The 15238-nt window shown below is 64.4% G+C and carries 15 protein-coding genes and 1 pseudogene; 8 read left to right on the top strand and 8 right to left on the bottom strand.

All coding sequences use genetic code 11. From position 1 onward, the window contains the following. Positions 1 to 105: 105 nt before the first annotated feature. The gene (truD, locus tag OB916_RS11815; RefSeq protein WP_315909521.1) at positions 106 to 1449 is read right to left on the bottom strand and encodes a tRNA pseudouridine(13) synthase TruD; all 1344 of its coding nucleotides are present in this window, start codon (positions 1447 to 1449) and stop codon (positions 106 to 108) included. 89 nt (positions 1450 to 1538) lie between these two features. Between truD and OB916_RS11810 the strand changes: the two genes are divergently transcribed. Continuing rightward, a complete protein-coding gene (locus OB916_RS11810) occupies positions 1539 to 2168 on the top strand; it encodes an RNA 2'-phosphotransferase (protein WP_315909502.1) in 630 nt (209 codons plus the stop codon). 179 nt (positions 2169 to 2347) lie between these two features. Here OB916_RS11810 and OB916_RS11805 read toward each other — a convergent pair whose 3' ends face one another. Next, a complete protein-coding gene (locus OB916_RS11805) occupies positions 2348 to 3187 on the bottom strand; it encodes a M48 family metallopeptidase (RefSeq protein ID WP_315909501.1) in 840 nt (279 codons plus the stop codon). A gap of 138 nt (positions 3188 to 3325) precedes the next feature. Here OB916_RS11805 and OB916_RS11800 point away from each other — a divergent pair, with 138 nt between their 5' ends. Further along, the gene (locus OB916_RS11800) at positions 3326 to 3499 is read left to right on the top strand and encodes a DUF5786 family protein (protein WP_315909520.1); all 174 of its coding nucleotides are present in this window, start codon (positions 3326 to 3328) and stop codon (positions 3497 to 3499) included. A 141-nt stretch (positions 3500 to 3640) separates the two neighbouring features. Continuing rightward, positions 3641 to 3844: a DUF7561 family protein gene (locus OB916_RS11795; protein ID WP_315909500.1), complete on the top strand. Its 204-nt coding sequence runs from the start codon at positions 3641 to 3643 to the stop codon at positions 3842 to 3844. Positions 3845 to 3856: 12 nt separating this feature from the next. On the opposite strand, the gene OB916_RS11790 is transcribed toward OB916_RS11795, so the two are convergent. Further along, complete coding sequence (locus OB916_RS11790) at positions 3857 to 5218, bottom strand: type IV pilin N-terminal domain-containing protein (protein WP_315909499.1); 1362 nt, start codon at positions 5216 to 5218, stop codon at positions 3857 to 3859. 82 nt (positions 5219 to 5300) lie between these two features. Between OB916_RS11790 and OB916_RS11785 the strand changes: the two genes are divergently transcribed. After that, on the top strand, positions 5301 to 7022 hold the full coding sequence (locus tag OB916_RS11785; RefSeq protein ID WP_315909498.1) for an ATP-dependent DNA helicase: 1722 nt from the start codon (positions 5301 to 5303) through the stop codon (positions 7020 to 7022). A 145-nt stretch (positions 7023 to 7167) separates the two neighbouring features. Here the strand turns inward: OB916_RS11785 and OB916_RS11780 are convergent, their stop codons facing one another. Continuing rightward, a complete protein-coding gene (locus OB916_RS11780) occupies positions 7168 to 8250 on the bottom strand; it encodes a class I SAM-dependent methyltransferase (RefSeq protein ID WP_315909497.1) in 1083 nt (360 codons plus the stop codon). 2 nt (positions 8251 to 8252) lie between these two features. Beyond that, entirely contained in the window at positions 8253 to 9389 is a 1137-nt protein-coding gene (locus tag OB916_RS11775) for a 60S ribosomal export protein NMD3 (RefSeq protein ID WP_315909496.1), read from the bottom strand. A gap of 155 nt (positions 9390 to 9544) precedes the next feature. Between OB916_RS11775 and OB916_RS11770 the strand changes: the two genes are divergently transcribed. Further along, positions 9545 to 10288 carry a creatininase family protein gene (locus OB916_RS11770; RefSeq protein ID WP_315909495.1) on the top strand — a complete coding sequence of 248 codons (744 nt, stop codon included), beginning with the start codon at positions 9545 to 9547 and terminating at the stop codon, positions 10286 to 10288. 31 nt (positions 10289 to 10319) lie between these two features. Here OB916_RS11770 and OB916_RS11765 read toward each other — a convergent pair whose 3' ends face one another. The 3 genes from OB916_RS11765 to OB916_RS11755 all read right to left on the bottom strand — a co-directional run bounded on the left by OB916_RS11765 (position 10320) and on the right by OB916_RS11755 (position 12248). Next, positions 10320 to 10715 carry a DUF5790 family protein gene (locus OB916_RS11765; protein WP_315909494.1) on the bottom strand — a complete coding sequence of 132 codons (396 nt, stop codon included), beginning with the start codon at positions 10713 to 10715 and terminating at the stop codon, positions 10320 to 10322. Positions 10716 to 10779: 64 nt separating this feature from the next. Beyond that, positions 10780 to 11841: a DUF7544 domain-containing protein gene (locus tag OB916_RS11760; RefSeq protein ID WP_315909493.1), complete on the bottom strand. Its 1062-nt coding sequence runs from the start codon at positions 11839 to 11841 to the stop codon at positions 10780 to 10782. Positions 11842 to 11900: 59 nt separating this feature from the next. Beyond that, a complete protein-coding gene (locus OB916_RS11755; protein ID WP_315909492.1) occupies positions 11901 to 12248 on the bottom strand; it encodes a dihydroneopterin aldolase family protein in 348 nt (115 codons plus the stop codon). A 124-nt stretch (positions 12249 to 12372) separates the two neighbouring features. Here OB916_RS11755 and azf point away from each other — a divergent pair, with 124 nt between their 5' ends. The 3 genes and pseudogenes from azf to OB916_RS11740 all read left to right on the top strand — a co-directional run. Then, positions 12373 to 13143 (top strand): NAD-dependent glucose-6-phosphate dehydrogenase Azf, encoded by a 771-nt coding sequence (gene azf, locus OB916_RS11750; protein WP_315909491.1) that lies wholly within the window; start codon positions 12373 to 12375, stop codon positions 13141 to 13143. 416 nt (positions 13144 to 13559) lie between these two features. Then, on the top strand, positions 13560 to 14858 hold the full coding sequence (locus tag OB916_RS11745) for a PQQ-binding-like beta-propeller repeat protein (protein WP_315909490.1): 1299 nt from the start codon (positions 13560 to 13562) through the stop codon (positions 14856 to 14858). Between the two features lie 263 nt (positions 14859 to 15121). Beyond that, positions 15122 to 15235: pseudogene (locus OB916_RS11740) on the top strand (NAD(P)-dependent oxidoreductase); the annotation flags it as partial. Positions 15236 to 15238 lie beyond the last annotated feature (3 nt).

The following is a 15238-nucleotide window of genomic DNA, read 5'->3' as shown; positions in this document are numbered from 1 at the left end:
GTATTCAGGAAGAGCTCGGCTCTCGGCCATAACTAATTGCTGTAGGAGTTCAATGATATTAGACACACCGACGAGTTTCGCTCTGCGAACAAGCTGTATGTGACCTCACGCCAGGTCGTCGGGGGCAGCCTTCAGGTACTCTCGTAGCAGGACGGTCGCATAGGAGCCTTTCGGGAGCGCGAAGGAGAACGTCGGCGAGTCCACGGAGACGTCCAGATCAGTGCGCACCAGAATCGCCCGCCGAGTTCCCGAGGATTCGAACTCGCCGGGCAGGTCGAAGTCCGCTGGTTCGAGATCGAGATCCGCGAGTACGTCACGCGCGATCTCGGCGGGCTCGCCCCCTCCGAATTCGGTGTCAGTGCCGACCAGCGGCGCGGTCACGAACGCCCGGCCGCGCTCGACGTGTCGACGCGCCGTCCCGACGCGACGCTCGGTGACCACCTGCGTCCGATTCGTGTCGGGCAGATCCAGCCCCTCGGGAGCGTCCGAATCGGCGAAGCAGATAACGTCGCCCTCGATCGGTTCGTCGAACGGCAGTCCGCGGCGGAGTCGCTCCGAGCAGATCCGGTTGAACACGTACGACTGGGCGGCGTTGACGAACAGACGCTGGAGGTTGCTCGGCAGCGCGGTCAGGGCGTCCCGGAAATCAGCCGGCGTTTCGCCCTTGCGCTCGGCGAGTCGTTGCAACATCGCGCGCTCGTAGCCCAGGTAGCCCGGCATCGCATCGAGTGTCCGCTCCCACTCCCGGTCGTTCCAGCAGTCTTCGACGGTCGATCTGGCGTCGCGAGTCCGCTGGCGCTCGCGGCCGCTCGGATTGGCGGCGTAGGTCCGGACGGCCTGTTCCCACTCGCGGCGGACGATCGCCAGCCCGACCTCGTGGGTGATCGCCCGCCGACTGCCGAAGCGCTGCTGGCCGAAGAAGTTGGGCACGCCCACTCGGTCGTCGTCACCGCAGAACGATCCCAACTCGTCGGTGATCTGCCCGATCGTCTCGGTTTGTTCGGCCCCCGTGACCGTGATCTCGAAGCGATTGCCCGCCAGGTCGCCGAACTGCAGCCCGCGCCCGGTCCGGCCCAGTACCTCGATGTCGGCGCCGGACAGGTCGACGGCCGCGATCGCGTCGGGATCACCTTTCCTGACGGTGAACAACTGGGTCGTGACCGCGTGCTTGTCTTTCGTGCCGGCCCAGTCGATCCGTTCGCGGCTGATCCCCAGCTGATCGGACAGCACACTTGCGAAGTCGTTGGTGTCCCACCCCCGCAGCGTGGCCCGCACGAGGACGTGCGGGTACGCGCCGGGAGCAGCATCGATCGGCTCGGCGTCGAACGCCTCGATCTCCTCGACCCGGAAGCTCTCGGGAGAATCACGGAGTCGTCCGCCGATCCCCGCCGCGTCGCTGACGTAGTAGTCGATCCCGACGGTCGCTTCGAGTGGGTGTGCCTCGCGCATTTGCGTTGAGTGGAGGTGCAGGAGCCGCGAGTAAAGTCCTGTCGGCACGACCGCCGACCTTTTCGCGCTCGACCGGCAACACGCTCCCGATGCCAGGCCCCGTCGCTGTCTGTTCCGACCACGGCCACTTCGAGGATGAGCGGTGTCCCGTCTGTGACCGGCACCTGCAACCCGTACTCTCCGGCGATCGTCGCCGTCGGCTCTCGAAGTACCTGAGCGGAGCACTCAGGCACTTTCCCGACGATGCCGGGATCGAACTGGACGACAGCGGCTGGACCGACTTCGAGGAACTCGTGGCGGCAGTCGAACGAAAATACGACTGGGCCGACGAACGGGCCGTCGAGGCGGTCGTTGCGACGGATCCAAAGGGTCGATTCGAGTTTGACGGCCGGCGCATCAGAGCCGCTTACGGCCACTCCGTCGACGTCGATCTCGAATCGGGCGATACGCCGGTTCCCGACACTCTCTATCACGGGACAGCACCGCGACATCTCGATTCGATCTTCGAAGAAGGACTCAGGTCGATGTCTCGCCAGCAGGCCCACCTCTCGGGGACGGTCGAGTCGGCACGCGAGGTCGGCTCGCGCCACGCCGACGAGCCCGCGATCATCGAGGTCGACGCCGCCGCGATGCTCGCGGACGGCCACGAGATCACTGACCGTGGAACGGACGTCTACACGACCGACCGAGTGCCGCCGGCGTATCTCCGACGACGGTAGGTCACTGCCATCACGGGACGACGTCAGCCCGGTGTTGACGGCAAGCCGATCCTGACGCACTGTTTCGAGATGCTCCTGGAAGTACGTCTCCCCGGAGACGGCCATCCACGAGGCTATATATGAACCCGATGACGGGAGCGTCGTGGCGCTCGCGAGGACACACGAGGCGGAAAGGTCGCTTAGTAGGACCGAAGCTTCTCGATGCGCTTTTCAGTCGGGGGGTGCGTCGAGACGAGCTTCGTGAGGAGACTCCTGGATTCGCCGAAGATACAGAGCGCGCTGGCCTCTTCGCTGATCCGCGAGCGGCTGTGATCGGCACCGCTGATTTTCTCCAGTGCGCGGGCCAGCGGTTCGCCGCGGCCGATCGCACCGGCGGCGTCGCTGTCGGCGACGTACTCCCGATACCGGGAGATCGCCAGCACGAACAGCATGACGAGGAACTGGACGATGTTCCCGACGATGATCCCGAGGATGATGTCGGCGAAGTCGTTGTCGCCGAGGAAGATCACGGCGAACTGCGCCACGAGGCCGACGATCGTCGCGATCCCCTGCCCGATGACCATCGTCACGACGTCGCGATTGCGGATGTGCGCCAGCTCGTGGGCGAGTACGCCTTCGAGTTCGTCGTGGTCCAGCAACTGCACGAGCTGTGCGGAGACGACCACGACGCCGGCGCCCTTGCGACCGACCGCGAAGGCGTTGGGCACGCCCATCTCGGCGATCATCAGCCGGGGCTTTTCGATGTTCATATCGTCGCTGAGTCGCTCGACTGACCGGTGGATTTCCCGGAACCGGGGGTCGTCCTCGGGCATGTCCTGTGCGCCGACGCTCCGCAGCGCGCCCCACTTGCCGATCTTGTACTGGGCGCCGATCAACAGGACGCTCCCTGCGAGAACGAGCGCGAGTACTGTCGTCGAACCGCCGAACGTCGCATAGAGGCCGGCCGCAACGACTGCGTAGAACCCGAACAGGATCGATCCGACGATCGCCATCCGGAGCTTGAGACCTGGATGTCGCATGTGTGGCCGACTGTTGGCCATCGAGGCGTATAAGCCTCGTGTCCGAGGCGCCTCTCTACCCGGGTACTGCGACAACATGACCCGTGAGATTGCGTTACATTGATAAGCAAGAACACACAAGTTCGTGTGTGGTACACAATGGCGATGGGCTCCTTCGACGATGACGAGCACGAGCGCCGTGAGCGCAAGAACACCGAAGTCGATGCCAGCTTCGACGACGAGCGGACGACGTACCATGGCAGCGTAGACTACGACGCCGGCGAGTCGACCGAGGAACTCCTCGATCAGTTCGAGGAAATCAAATCGTCCTGAGATCGTGTTTGGTTCCGCGCTCACGTCCGCCAGTGGCGACGCTACGCGTCACGTCTGACGACCCAGTAGTGACGACACCGCACCCGACGACACTGCACTGGACGACGAACGTTTTTGCCTGCCGGGCGACAAGCACGTTCGATGTCGACCCAGCGCTGTGACGGCTGCAACGAGCGAACCCGGATCGCCGGCGGGATCAGCGACTTCTGGAGCCAGGCCGGCGGGTCGAGCGGTGGGGTCACCCTGGAACTGGCCGACGGCAGCGAGCACTTCCTCTGTTTCGAGTGTGTCGAACGGCTCCCCGAGGACCGTGCGGTAACTGCCGCGGATATCAAGGCGCTGTGACCGCGCTACGCGTCACGCTTCAGGGCCGGACATCGCGGCCAGGACCGCCGATTGTTCTTGATCCGCCGGATCCCGGACGACGCGCAGTTCGAACGAGTCAGTGACGTTCTGGACGGTGACGCGCGAACCGGCCATCACCTCGCTGACGCCGTAGTCGCCGGCCCACTGTGCATTGATCGTCCCGTTGCCTGTCGTACCGCGAACGTACAGGTTCGAACCGTCGATGGCGTCGCCGCTCTGGTGAGTGATCGTGACCGTCTCCGCACCGGCGTCGTAATCGAACGCGAACGACGCCCGGGGATACGTTGCGGCCTGTGATTCTCCGAGGTCGAGCACGAACGTCCCGACGACGGCGACGGCTACCGCCATGAGATTGCCGGCCTCCTCGGCGCTGGCGCTGTGGACCATCGATACGGTCGCCCCGTCACGCTGGACGTCGACAGCGTCGAGCTGTGCGAGCGCGTCAGCGAGCGGTCCCGACTCCCCTTCCATCCGGGATTGCAGCTCCGAGAGACCCCTTTCGAGCGTCGTCGTGAGCCGCCCGGCAGCGTCGGTATCGGTGGCCTCCATCTCGACGACGAGCCGGCGCTGATCGCCGTCGGCAGACATCCCGCCTCGGACAGTCTCGACGGCCGCCAGCGCGCCCGCGGACTGCCGGTCCCCCTCGTCCGGAACGACGGCGCCGAATCGGATCGGTCCGGACGGCGCGTCCTCGTAGGTCGTGACGACGTCACCGCCAGCGGCGTCCTTCTCGCCGTTCGTGACGTCGATGACTGACTCGACGACGCCGACCGGGCCGGCTGCATACTGTCCGTCGCCCAGGACGCCGACAGCGCTGTCGCCCGGGTCAGTGTAGATCGTCACGCCGCCGTAGGTTTCCTTGGAGACCGATCCGTCCGCCTGCAGAACGTCGAGAACGTCCGGTTCGTCGTAGTCAGTCTCGGCAACGATTCCGATCTCTTCGCTGCTCTGGTCTCCGACGAACGCTGTCACCGAACTGATGCCCTGCGGGTCCAGTCCGAACTCCGTCTCGATCGTATCGAGCGCCGCATCGTAGCTTTCGGGCCCATCGTAGGACGGCTGCTGTGTGGCCACCGACGAGAGCGCGCCCTCGATGGCACTCTCGCCGACAGGGCCATCGAGCAACGCGGCGGCGTCGACGTGCGCCACCGCTGTCGCACTCCCCGGCACCACGCCGAGTTCGGGTGGACGTTCCCCGTTGTTCCCGCCGTCCTCAGTACTAGGGGTGGTGTCGTCGTTTTCGCTGTCGTTGTCGTCTCCGTTGAGCAAACCAGTACACCCCGCCAGACAGCCGACGATCCCCGCGCTGCCGATCCGGAGGGCACGGCGTCTCGTATACGATCGCGTCATCATTATCTCCAATACTGCAATCGGAAATAAATACCCGTCCATCACGATCGGAGTGTTTACCACTGGCCCGCTCTCCACCCCGAACGTGGATCCGTCCCGCATCGAAGAGGGGTTCCCCGCGCCGGGCTATCGAGGTGCCCAGCAGCAGGCACTGCAGGACATTCGCGCGGCGTTCGAGGCCGGCAACGACGTCGTGCTCGTGCGCGCACCGACCGGCAGTGGCAAGTCGCTGCTGGCGCGGGCCATCGCCGGCTGTGCCCGCGAGGGGAGCCAGGCCTCGGCGAGCCTGCCCATCGACGCCTACTACACGACGCCGCAGGTTTCCCAACTTGACGACGTCGCCGAGGACCCGCTGCTTTCCGATCTCTCGATCATCCGCGGGAAGAACAACTACGACTGCATCCTGCCGGGCGAGACCGATACGCCTGTCGACCAGGCCCCCTGCGTCCGCGAACGGGAGTTCGAGTGCCAGGTCAAACATCGCTGCCCCTATTTTTCGGATCGGGCCATCGCGGCCAACCGTCGGATCGCTGCGATGACGCTTGCGTATTTCATGCAGACCGCCGGCAGCGACGTCTTCGGCGCTCGCGACGTCGTCGTCATCGACGAGGCCCACGGGCTGGGCGAGTGGGCCGAGATGTACGCGACCATCGACCTGCGGCCCGATACGGTCCCGGTCTGGGAGGCCCGCGAGCCGCCCGAAATCGAGGATCTCGAAGACGCCGCCGCGTACGCCCAGGGGGTGATCCAGGCCGCCGATCGTCGGCTCTCGGAACTCCGGGGGAACGTGGAGATCACGCCCGAAGAGGCCGAGGAGCGCGACCGCCTCCAGCAGTTGCGCTCGGACCTGAAGTGGTTCCGCGAGGAGTACCGCGATCCCGAGGCGGCGACGACCTGGGTCGTCGATCAACCCGACGGCGCGGGCTCGCCGGTGACGATCAAGCCGCTCGATCCCGAACGGTTTCTCGGGCACACGGTCTGGGATCGGGGCAACAAGTTCGCGCTGCTGTCGGCGACGATCCTGAACAAGGAGGCGTTCTGTACGAACGTCGGGCTCGATCCCGACCGCGTCGCCCTGGTCGACGTGCCACATACCTTTCCCGTCGAGAACCGGCCGCTGTACGACGTCACCCGGGGGAAGATGACCTACGAACACCGCGAGGAGACCCTGCCGGAGATCGCCCGCGTGCTCGTGCGTCTGATGGCCCACCACCCCACCGAGAAGGGACTGGTGCACTGCCACTCCTATGCGATTCAGGAGCATCTGGAGCGACACCTGTCGGAGTTTGGCGTCGGGAGTCGAATCCGGAGCCACGACCAGGACGATCGCGACGGGCAACTGGCGGCCTGGCAGCGCAGCGACGACCCCGAGGTTTTCCTCTCGGTGAAAATGGAGGAGGCACTCGATTTAGAGGGGGACCTCTGCCGGTGGCAACTGCTGACGAAGGCACCGTATCCCAACACTCGCGACTCGCGGGTCGCCCGCCGGCTGGAAGACGGACAGTGGGGCTGGTACTACCGGACGGCGCTCCAAACGGTGATCCAGGCCTGCGGCCGGGTCGTCCGTTCGCCCGACGACTACGGCGCGACCTATCTCGCCGACGACTCGCTCCTGGATCTCTTCGAGCGCGCCCGGACGGATATGCCCGGGTGGTTCGCCGAACAGGTCGATCGCCTGTCGACTCCCGACCTGCCGGCGTTCGATCCCGGTGGGGCGACTGCAGCGATGGACAGACGGTCGCGAACCCGATCGCGGTCGAAGCGCGGCTCGGACGACCCGATCGCGGATGTCTGGGAGACCGAGTGATATCGCCGCTGTACGCTAGAAAATCAGCGCCGCGCCGTACGCGACCGACGAGCCGACCATGAGGACGGTGAGGATGACGGCGATGATCTGTTGTCTGTTCATACTGGATAGTCGATCAGCGACACAATTAGCCTTTTCGTCACGGTCACTCGATCCGTGCGTCCACGACGACGTGGACGACCCCTTCGCTGTAGCCTTTGACACGATGCGTCTCGAGCACGTCGACCGACCGCCCCTGCGTGCTGGCGGCGTCTTCGAGCCGTTCGATCGGCCGGTCGAAGGTCAGCGGCTCGGGCGTCGCCTCGTGGACGTGAATCGTGCCGCCGGGTTCGAGTGCCGCGATCGCGGGATCGAGGTACGTGTAACCGTCTCCATCGGGTTCGGTCGCGTCGTAATAGCCCATCACGATCCGGTCGACGGTCGGTGCATCGCCGAAGGCGTCGAGCCCTTCCCCGAGAACGTCGCGGTTGTCTGCCCGATACGCCTGGACGCGATCGGTGACGCCGTTTCGCATCGCGTTCTCCAGCAGGAACTCGAAGGCAGTCGGGTTGTGCTCGACGGCGACCACTTTCGCGCCGGCGTCGGCCATCGGGAGCGTGAAGTAGCCGATCCCCGCGAACATGTCGAGAACGCGGTCGTCCGCGTCCACAATCTCGCCCATCCGCGCCCGCTCGGCCTTGTTCCCGGGCGAGAACATGACTTCCGACAGATCCAGCCCGTACTCGATCCCGTGTTCGCGGTGGACGGTCCGGGTGTCCCCCTCGCCGGCGACGACCGTCACGTCCGGCTCTCGATGCGTGCCCGAAATAGGGCCGCGAGAAAGGACCGTATCGGCCTCGCCGTGCATTGTCAGCAACGCGTCGCCGATCTCTTCGGGTCGCGGCGCGTCGCCCATCTCGACGAGTACGACGGATCCGATGACCGCCCACGACCCGGGGGCAGCGTCGATCTCCCTGTCGCTCCAGCCGCGCTCGCGGAGGTGGTCTTCGAGCGTCCGGAGGCGCGGCTCGCCGACCTGACGGACGACCTCGCGGTAGCTGATGGTCTCCGGCGGCGCAGTCACGGGGATCGCAACCGCGTCCGCGCCGTGCTCCGTGACGCTTCGGTCGGCGTCGTAAACGCCCTCGTCCTGGGCGGCGTCGATGACGTCCTGGGCGCGCAGTTTGGCGACGACGATGGCGAGGGCGTCGGTGCTCTCGGCCTCCGCCGAGGTGGGGGAGTCAGCCATCGTCACTCATCGTCCTCGCTGTTACCGCGGTCGGGCAGGAGGTGGAGTCCGGACCGGCTCTTCAGGACGGGCACCGTCTCCACGTCGGGATCCAGAAACGCGGGTCGCGGGACCGACTTCGTCTCGTAGGTCTCGGGGTCGAGGACCTGCACGGCGTGTTCGTCCTCGATCGCCACCAGCGTCGTCTCCGTGCCGTCGGTGCGTTCGCCGAGCCGCCGGGCGTCGGGCGCGTCCTCGTCCGCGAAGGACGCCTCGTAGCGATCGCCGCTGGCCAGGCGCGTCCCCTTGAGGTTGCCCTGGACGCTCGTGACCAGCACCGGCCCGTCGCCGTCCTCCGGGTCGATGACCTCACCCGGACGATACCGCGGCAGCCGGACGGCGTAGGTCACGCGATAGAGTTCGTTCCCGTCGCTGTCCTCGGAGATCAGCCGCTCGGAATCGGCGTAGGTCCCGCCGAGCTCGTCGACGATCCGCTTGGCGATCCCCTGGCCGAGCTGGTTCGTCGAGATCTTCATGTTCAGGCCGTCGTCGACCTCGCTCACCTCCGTGATGAAGGCGTTCCGATCGCCGGTCTCCTCGCGGGCGGCGACGTAGGACTCGGCGATCTCGCGGGCGCGCTCGATCTCGTCGCCGGTCGGCGTCCGTTCGTCGGCCCGGACCTGGACGACGCTGGCGAACGACCCGCCAGCGATCTTCCCGCATCGGTTGCAGGTCTCCCGGCTGATCTTCACGGGGACGACCACCTCTTCGGTGACCGGCGTCTCCCGGATCACGCCCGAGAACTGGCAGTGCATCCGGATCGTCGTCTCGTCGACCTCCTCGGGAGCGACCTGCCAGGAGACGCTCTCGGCGTCGACGTGCACGCCCAGCGCCTCCGAGACCGCCTCGACGGCCACGTCGGTGTAGTCCTCGGCACCGACGTCGACCCACCGATTGCCCCTGTGGACGGCCCCACACTGTGCGCAGACGCGAACCTGGACCCGATCGGGGGCGTCCACGAGATCGAAATCTTCGAAGTAGCAGGCGTCACAGAGGACGTGATCCGGATCGCGCTGGCCGCTGCTGCCCGGCAGGCTGACCTCGGGGTCGCGCTCGATGGGATCACCGCAACGCGGGCAGAACTCGCCAGATCGGCTCATTGGGGCTCGATAGACGGTTCAGTCGTTTAAACAGCCCGCTCTCGATCGAGTCGTCGGTCTGGCTCGGTAGTCCGAGCGGGCCGATTTCGAGAGCGGGTCGGTCGGTTTCCCGAGCGGATCGGTCGTACTTTTGGGCCGGCGCTCCTACGGCAGGTATGCACCTCTCGGAGACGACCTGGACCGACGCCGACGCCGCGGACACCGATCTGGCGCTGCTGCCGACCGGGAGCACCGAACAGCACGGCCCGCACGCGCCGATGGGGACCGATGCGCTCAGTGCCGAAACGATCGCCGCCGAGGCCGCCGAGACCTACGACGGCGAGGTCATCGTCGCCCCGCCGGTGAACGTCGGGGTCTCCGAGGAACACCGCCAGTTCACCGGCTCGCTGTGGGTCAGCGAAGACACGTTCCGATCGTACGTCGGGGAAACGATCGAGAGTCTCGCTAGCCACGGCTGGGGCCGGGTCGTCGTCGTCAACGGCCACGGAGGCAACACTGACGCACTCCGGGAGGTCTGCGGGTCGATCACCCGAAGCGGCGACGCCTACGCCGTGCCCTGGACGTGGTTCGACGCGCTATCCTTCGACGAGTACGGGGTCGAACTCGGACACGGCGGCCCCGTCGAGACGGCCTTTGTCCAGGCAGTCCGTCCCGAACTCGTTCACGAGGACCGATTCGGGGACGCCGCGGCGGGCGCCGGCGACGGGTTCGGCGAGTTCCAGCAGGGGACGAACCTGGCCTACGACTTCGCGGAGTTCAGCGAGCGTGGCAACGTCGGCGATCCGGGCGACGCCGACGCCGAACTGGGCGAACGACTGCTCGCGGACGCGACCGCGGCGCTGGTCGATCTTCTGGAGAGCGTGGCCGAGCGCGACCTGACCCGGCCACCGCACCGCTGATACTGCCGGCCGCACGGCGGCCGAAGGGGAGCTACTCTTCTTCGTCGTCTTCGAGAGCGCTTTTGATCGCCGGGATCGTCCCGGCCAGATCGCCGGCCGCATCGTGTGCCGCCTCGATGTCGGCGATCACCTCCTCGACCGCCGCGATCGACGCTTCGAGGTCGTCGGCGTCCTCGAACGCGTCGGCGCGCTTGCCCATCGTGTACCACTTCTTGGCGTCCCGGAGCGCGTCCTCGGCGTCGCCGACGTCGAGCGCGGTCTTGAGCCCGTTGAGCACACCGAGGGTATTGTCGGCGTCGGTCTCCCAGATCGCGTCGGCTTCCGGGAGCGCCTCCCGCGCCTGTTCGAGGCTCTCCTCGACGTCGGCACGCATGTCGGTCGCCGCTTCGTCGAACAGTTCGTCGTCGTCGAACGTCGCCTGACTCATACCGTGTGATTCGACACCACGGAACCTAAAGGCACGCCCGAAAGTGAAAGTGAAATCGGCCGTTCTAGGCACCGAACGAATCGTCCGAGAGCGGGGGGCGGATCTCCCCCACCACGTCAAAGTCGTTATCGAGATCGCCGACGAAAAGTAGCGCGAAGTAGCGGTGGAACGACTCGATCGGGACGTGGACGACCGCGCCGGCGAGCGCGAGCACGAGCACGAACGCGACGGCCAGCAGGACGATCCCGACGACGAGCGGGGCCGTGATCGTCCCGCCCGTGACTGCACCCAGGCCCAGCAGTAACCCGACGATCAGGAACGGGATCGCCAGCACGACGCCGACGATCGCCAGCACGATCCCGGCGGCGACCGACGTCGCGATACGCAATCCGATGGCGACGAGCAGGTAGGCGCCGAACTGCTTCCACTGGGTACGGATCGCAGCGAGGAGTCCCCGCCAGGCAGCAAGGACGCCACGGTCCCGGGCCAGCATGATCGGCACGACGAGTTCGGTCGTCAGCCAGTGGATCGCCACGGCGGGCAGCCCCACGAGCGCCCCGACGAACAGGAGCGCGCCGAGCCCGACGAGGATCTGCGCGTCGCTGATCGTGACCGATCCGCCGCCGAGGGCGGTCGTTATCGGCCCCCAGAACAGCGCCAGCGCCGTCGCACCGAGCACGCCCAGCGAGAGCACGAGCAAGGCGAGTCGAAATCCGAACAGCCGGAGACCGCGACCCCAGTGACGGCCGAGCCCGCGACGGATCGCCACCGACCGGTTCGACAACCCCTCGACGAAGACGAACTCAAGCGTCGCTCCGAGCCAGGCCAGCGCCAGCCAGACCGCCACGAGCACGACAGCCAGTGCCGCCAGCGCAGCTACCGCCTCGCTCGCGATCGAGACCGATCCGGGATCGACGGAAAAATCGACGCTCGGCGCTGCCGATCCGGCCGAGGAGCCTGCCGACGGGGTATTCGAACCCAGGCTCGTGACGTTCCCACCCGATCCGAGTCCGAGAAAGAAGACGACGACGGCCAGCCGCGCCCACAGTCCCGCGTCGAACGGGAACAGCAGCGACCGCGTCAACGACACCGCGTCGTCGATCCGCTCGGTTGCGTACAGTGCCATACGTGGCCTCCTCCCGGAGTGAACAAAAAGGCCACCGTCACTTGACGCTCACCATCGCGTCACTGTCTCTCGATACTCTCGAGTCGCATCAGCGGATACCCGTCGTCCATCTCCATGCGCGCGACGACCTCGTTGCCTTCGTAGTCGATCACGATCTCGATCTCGGCGAACCGGCCCGTGAATTCCGTGTAGTCGGCCGCTCCCTCCGCCAGGGCGGCCTCGAGCACGTCCGTCCGGATGTCGACAGTCACGGACTCACAGTAGGGCTGGTTCTCGATCGCTTCCGCCATCGCTCGTGCGAGACTGTCGGCACTCTCGAGACTGATCGGCGTCCCGGCGAACTGATGGTACAGCGAGCCGAACTTGATGCCGGCCTCGAAGCAGGCCTGCTCGGCGTCAGTGGGCATATCCGTTCAATAGTGAGCCGAGGGGAAACGCGCTTCGGACCGGACGGCCGTGTGACCGTCCAACAGGGGGCGCTCGCGGGGCGAACCGCATCTTACTTACTGGCCGGTCGCACAGATACACTCGATGGACGATCCCGTTCTGCTCACGGGTGCTGGCGGTCGCGTCGGCGAGGCGATCCTCGACGGACTCGCCGAAGAATACGAGTGGCGACTGCTACTGCATAGCCCACCGGACGGAGAGCCCGACCACGAGTACATGATTGGCGACGTCACCGACGACGCGCTCGTCCGGGCCGCCGTCGAGGGCGTCGGCGCAATCATCCACCTCGCCGGCGATCCCAGGCCGGAAGCATCCTGGGATAGCGTGCTGGCGAACAACATCGACGGCACCCAGAAGATGTACGAGGCCGCGGTCGAGGAGGGCGTCGAGAAGTTCGTCTACGCCTCCTCGAACCACGCCGTCGGGGCCTTCGAGACCGACGAGCGCACCCCCGAGATGTACCGCGAGGACGACGATTTCCTGCTCGACGGGACCGAACTCCCCCGTCCCGGCAACCTCTACGGCGTTTCGAAGGCCACCGGCGAGGTCCTCGGCCGGTACTACCACGACACCTACGGCATCGACGTCTGTAACGTCCGCATCGGTAACCTCACCCGTGGTCACCCGCCGATCGACTACGAGCGCGGCCAAGCGATGTGGCTCTCCTACCCCGACTGTGCGCACCTCCACCAGCGCGCGCTCGAAGCCGACTACGACTTCGAAATCGTCTACGGAATCTCCGACAACGACCGCAAGTACTACTCCATCGAACGGGCTCGCGAGGCACTGGGCTACGATCCGCAGGACAACTCCGCGCACTTCGACGGCGAGGAGAAGGTCGTTGAAGAAAGCTAAGGCTGTCTAAGCAAATCGGGATTTCTGCCGATTTTCCGACCCTGCTTTTGTTGTTGTACACTGCCTGTAAGGTGGTCGTCGCCATCCGTCGGTTCGCTTGTAGTGTTGTCGTGAGGGGTTCTAGTTCTTTCGGTAGTTGGTAGAGACAGGGAACTTACGCACTGATCAGGTGGTTGACTCACTCGGAAACTGTCAAGAACGCCGTGCAAGATATAGAGGATGAGGGTAGCAACCGGCTTCATTTCTTTCCCTACTCCCAAGCGAATCAGGTTCGTGACGGAGCGTGAAAACTGAGTGCTCGTTTTACCTGTCGGACTTCTCTCTGCTACTCTTCGCCTCATTCACTGGAAAATATGAAAAGTGAGTGTAACAGCCGTTGGTATTTTATTGATTGGCAACTATTTAATAGATTACCGATGGAGCGTCGTCAGTACCTCGCTTCGGCTGCAGTCATGCTCGGTGCAGGCTGTTTGTCGAATAACAGCACGCCGGAGAATAGGCTGTCGTACGAGGCTCCGACTGACTCGCCACCGGGGGAGTTCGAATCAGTGACCTCCTCCAGAATATGGGAATATGACCCGCCAAATAAAAGATTCATAACCTTCGGGGCCGGTGACGGGTTGCACATTGCTACGGACGCGGCTCTCACTTGCCTTTCCCCGGCCAGGGAGATAATCTGGACTAAAAACACCACCGTTGACTGGTATTCCGTCGAACGACCCTACAATCTCACTGTCGCTGGCTCGACAGTGTACTACACGGCGATGGTGTCCGGAACCAGTTTTGGTACCAATTATGTCGGTGAAGTCGGTGCGTACGATACAGCGTCTGGCGAGCAGCGATGGGCGACAACCCTCGATACAGTTGCTCAGAATATAATTTCAGTGACTGAGGACACGGTTTTTGTCGGCCAAATCACTGATGATCCGGCTAAAACACCAGTATTCGCGTTGGACGCCGAAACTGGAGAGGAAAGGTGGCGGACCGTGACAGGGATGGATATGGGATCGGCAGTGTCACACGGCCTCTGTCTGATCTACTCCATCGTGGACGGCCTCACCGCACTTGATATAGCGACTGGTGACGTGGCGTGGAGACGGACGCCCGGCGAGGGCTATAGTGCTGGGGTACAGGTCGTTGGTGATACACTCTGTCTGTTCTTGGAAGATATGGTTCATTACTATTCACTGCCTGATGGAGCACATCTATGGGAGCAGTCATCTGCAGGCGTCTACGAGTTCGCCCAACATTCGTCATCGAGTTCCTCTGAGGTCCCGAATATCTACATCGGCGACGACAGCGGAAATCTGACGGCTCTGACTGCGGCGACCGGTGAGAAACGATGGGTCGTAACGACGAACGCCGACGGATACCCGGAGATGTGCGTGGGGACGGACTCACTGTTTCAGCAGTCCGGGACGACACTCGCCAGTTACGACCGTGTAGACGGGGACCGGCGGTGGGCGTACTCACTTGGATCAGACTATGACGAGAGTCGGCTTTTGATCGCTGATGGGGATCTGATCCTCATCACACGGGAGACTGACCAAGAGCCAGTGATAAAAGCATTCGACGTTGAGACGGGCCATCGTCAATGGTCTGCGCAACTCCCGACAACAGACCAACCGCGAGTTATCGGTGTCTTTGACGAGTATATTGTCTTCGAGAAGAGGGATCGGCTCATGGGTGTTCCAGTACCACTTTCTACTGCCTAACGGAAAGGTGTAGAGTAACCGCTCTTCGGTTACGACTACCCAGATACTGACTGATCTAAGGACTACAAGGAAAATTTCCGATCAGTTCGAGAGACGTGCTGTGTAGTAGCAACGCTCTGATAATGTCGTTAGAAACAGACAGTATGTCGGATGTTAGAGATGCACATTGTCTCTACCAACTCGCAGGTAGGGTATGATAACGGTTCTATGAATCCCTCTCAGCTTGCTATCTGCTTGCCACCGAAAAAGTGTGTTCGATAATCGACTTCACACGAAAGGACTACTCCATCGAGCGCGCTCGCGAGGCACTGGGCTACGATCCGCAGGACAACTCCGCGCATTTCGAGGGCGAGGAGCGGGTCGAAGAACCGCGTTGAAAC

This window comes from Halapricum hydrolyticum, assembly GCF_025517535.1.
GTDB classification, from domain to species: domain Archaea; phylum Halobacteriota; class Halobacteria; order Halobacteriales; family Haloarculaceae; genus Halapricum; species Halapricum hydrolyticum.
The sequence above is the reverse complement of the archived record's forward strand: the minus strand, read 5'-3'. Positions and strand labels throughout refer to the sequence as shown.

Excerpts from the sequence above, each read along its gene's own strand:
- truD (WP_315909521.1), bottom strand. The coding sequence starts at position 1,449 with ATGCGCGAGGCACACCCACTCGAAGCGACCGTCGGGATCGACTACTAC.
- OB916_RS11810 (WP_315909502.1), top strand. The coding sequence starts at position 1,539 with ATGCCAGGCCCCGTCGCTGTCTGTTCCGACCACGGCCACTTCGAGGAT.
- OB916_RS11805 (WP_315909501.1), bottom strand. The coding sequence starts at position 3,187 with ATGCGACATCCAGGTCTCAAGCTCCGGATGGCGATCGTCGGATCGATC.
- OB916_RS11800 (WP_315909520.1), top strand. The coding sequence starts at position 3,326 with ATGGCGATGGGCTCCTTCGACGATGACGAGCACGAGCGCCGTGAGCGC.
- OB916_RS11795 (WP_315909500.1), top strand. The coding sequence starts at position 3,641 with ATGTCGACCCAGCGCTGTGACGGCTGCAACGAGCGAACCCGGATCGCC.
- OB916_RS11790 (WP_315909499.1), bottom strand. The coding sequence starts at position 5,218 with ATGATGACGCGATCGTATACGAGACGCCGTGCCCTCCGGATCGGCAGC.
- OB916_RS11780 (WP_315909497.1), bottom strand. The coding sequence starts at position 8,250 with ATGGCTGACTCCCCCACCTCGGCGGAGGCCGAGAGCACCGACGCCCTC.
- OB916_RS11775 (WP_315909496.1), bottom strand. The coding sequence starts at position 9,389 with ATGAGCCGATCTGGCGAGTTCTGCCCGCGTTGCGGTGATCCCATCGAG.
- OB916_RS11770 (WP_315909495.1), top strand. The coding sequence starts at position 9,545 with ATGCACCTCTCGGAGACGACCTGGACCGACGCCGACGCCGCGGACACC.
- OB916_RS11765 (WP_315909494.1), bottom strand. The coding sequence starts at position 10,715 with ATGAGTCAGGCGACGTTCGACGACGACGAACTGTTCGACGAAGCGGCG.
- OB916_RS11760 (WP_315909493.1), bottom strand. The coding sequence starts at position 11,841 with ATGGCACTGTACGCAACCGAGCGGATCGACGACGCGGTGTCGTTGACG.
- OB916_RS11755 (WP_315909492.1), bottom strand. The coding sequence starts at position 12,248 with ATGCCCACTGACGCCGAGCAGGCCTGCTTCGAGGCCGGCATCAAGTTC.
- azf (WP_315909491.1), top strand. The coding sequence starts at position 12,373 with ATGGACGATCCCGTTCTGCTCACGGGTGCTGGCGGTCGCGTCGGCGAG.
- OB916_RS11745 (WP_315909490.1), top strand. The coding sequence starts at position 13,560 with ATGGAGCGTCGTCAGTACCTCGCTTCGGCTGCAGTCATGCTCGGTGCA.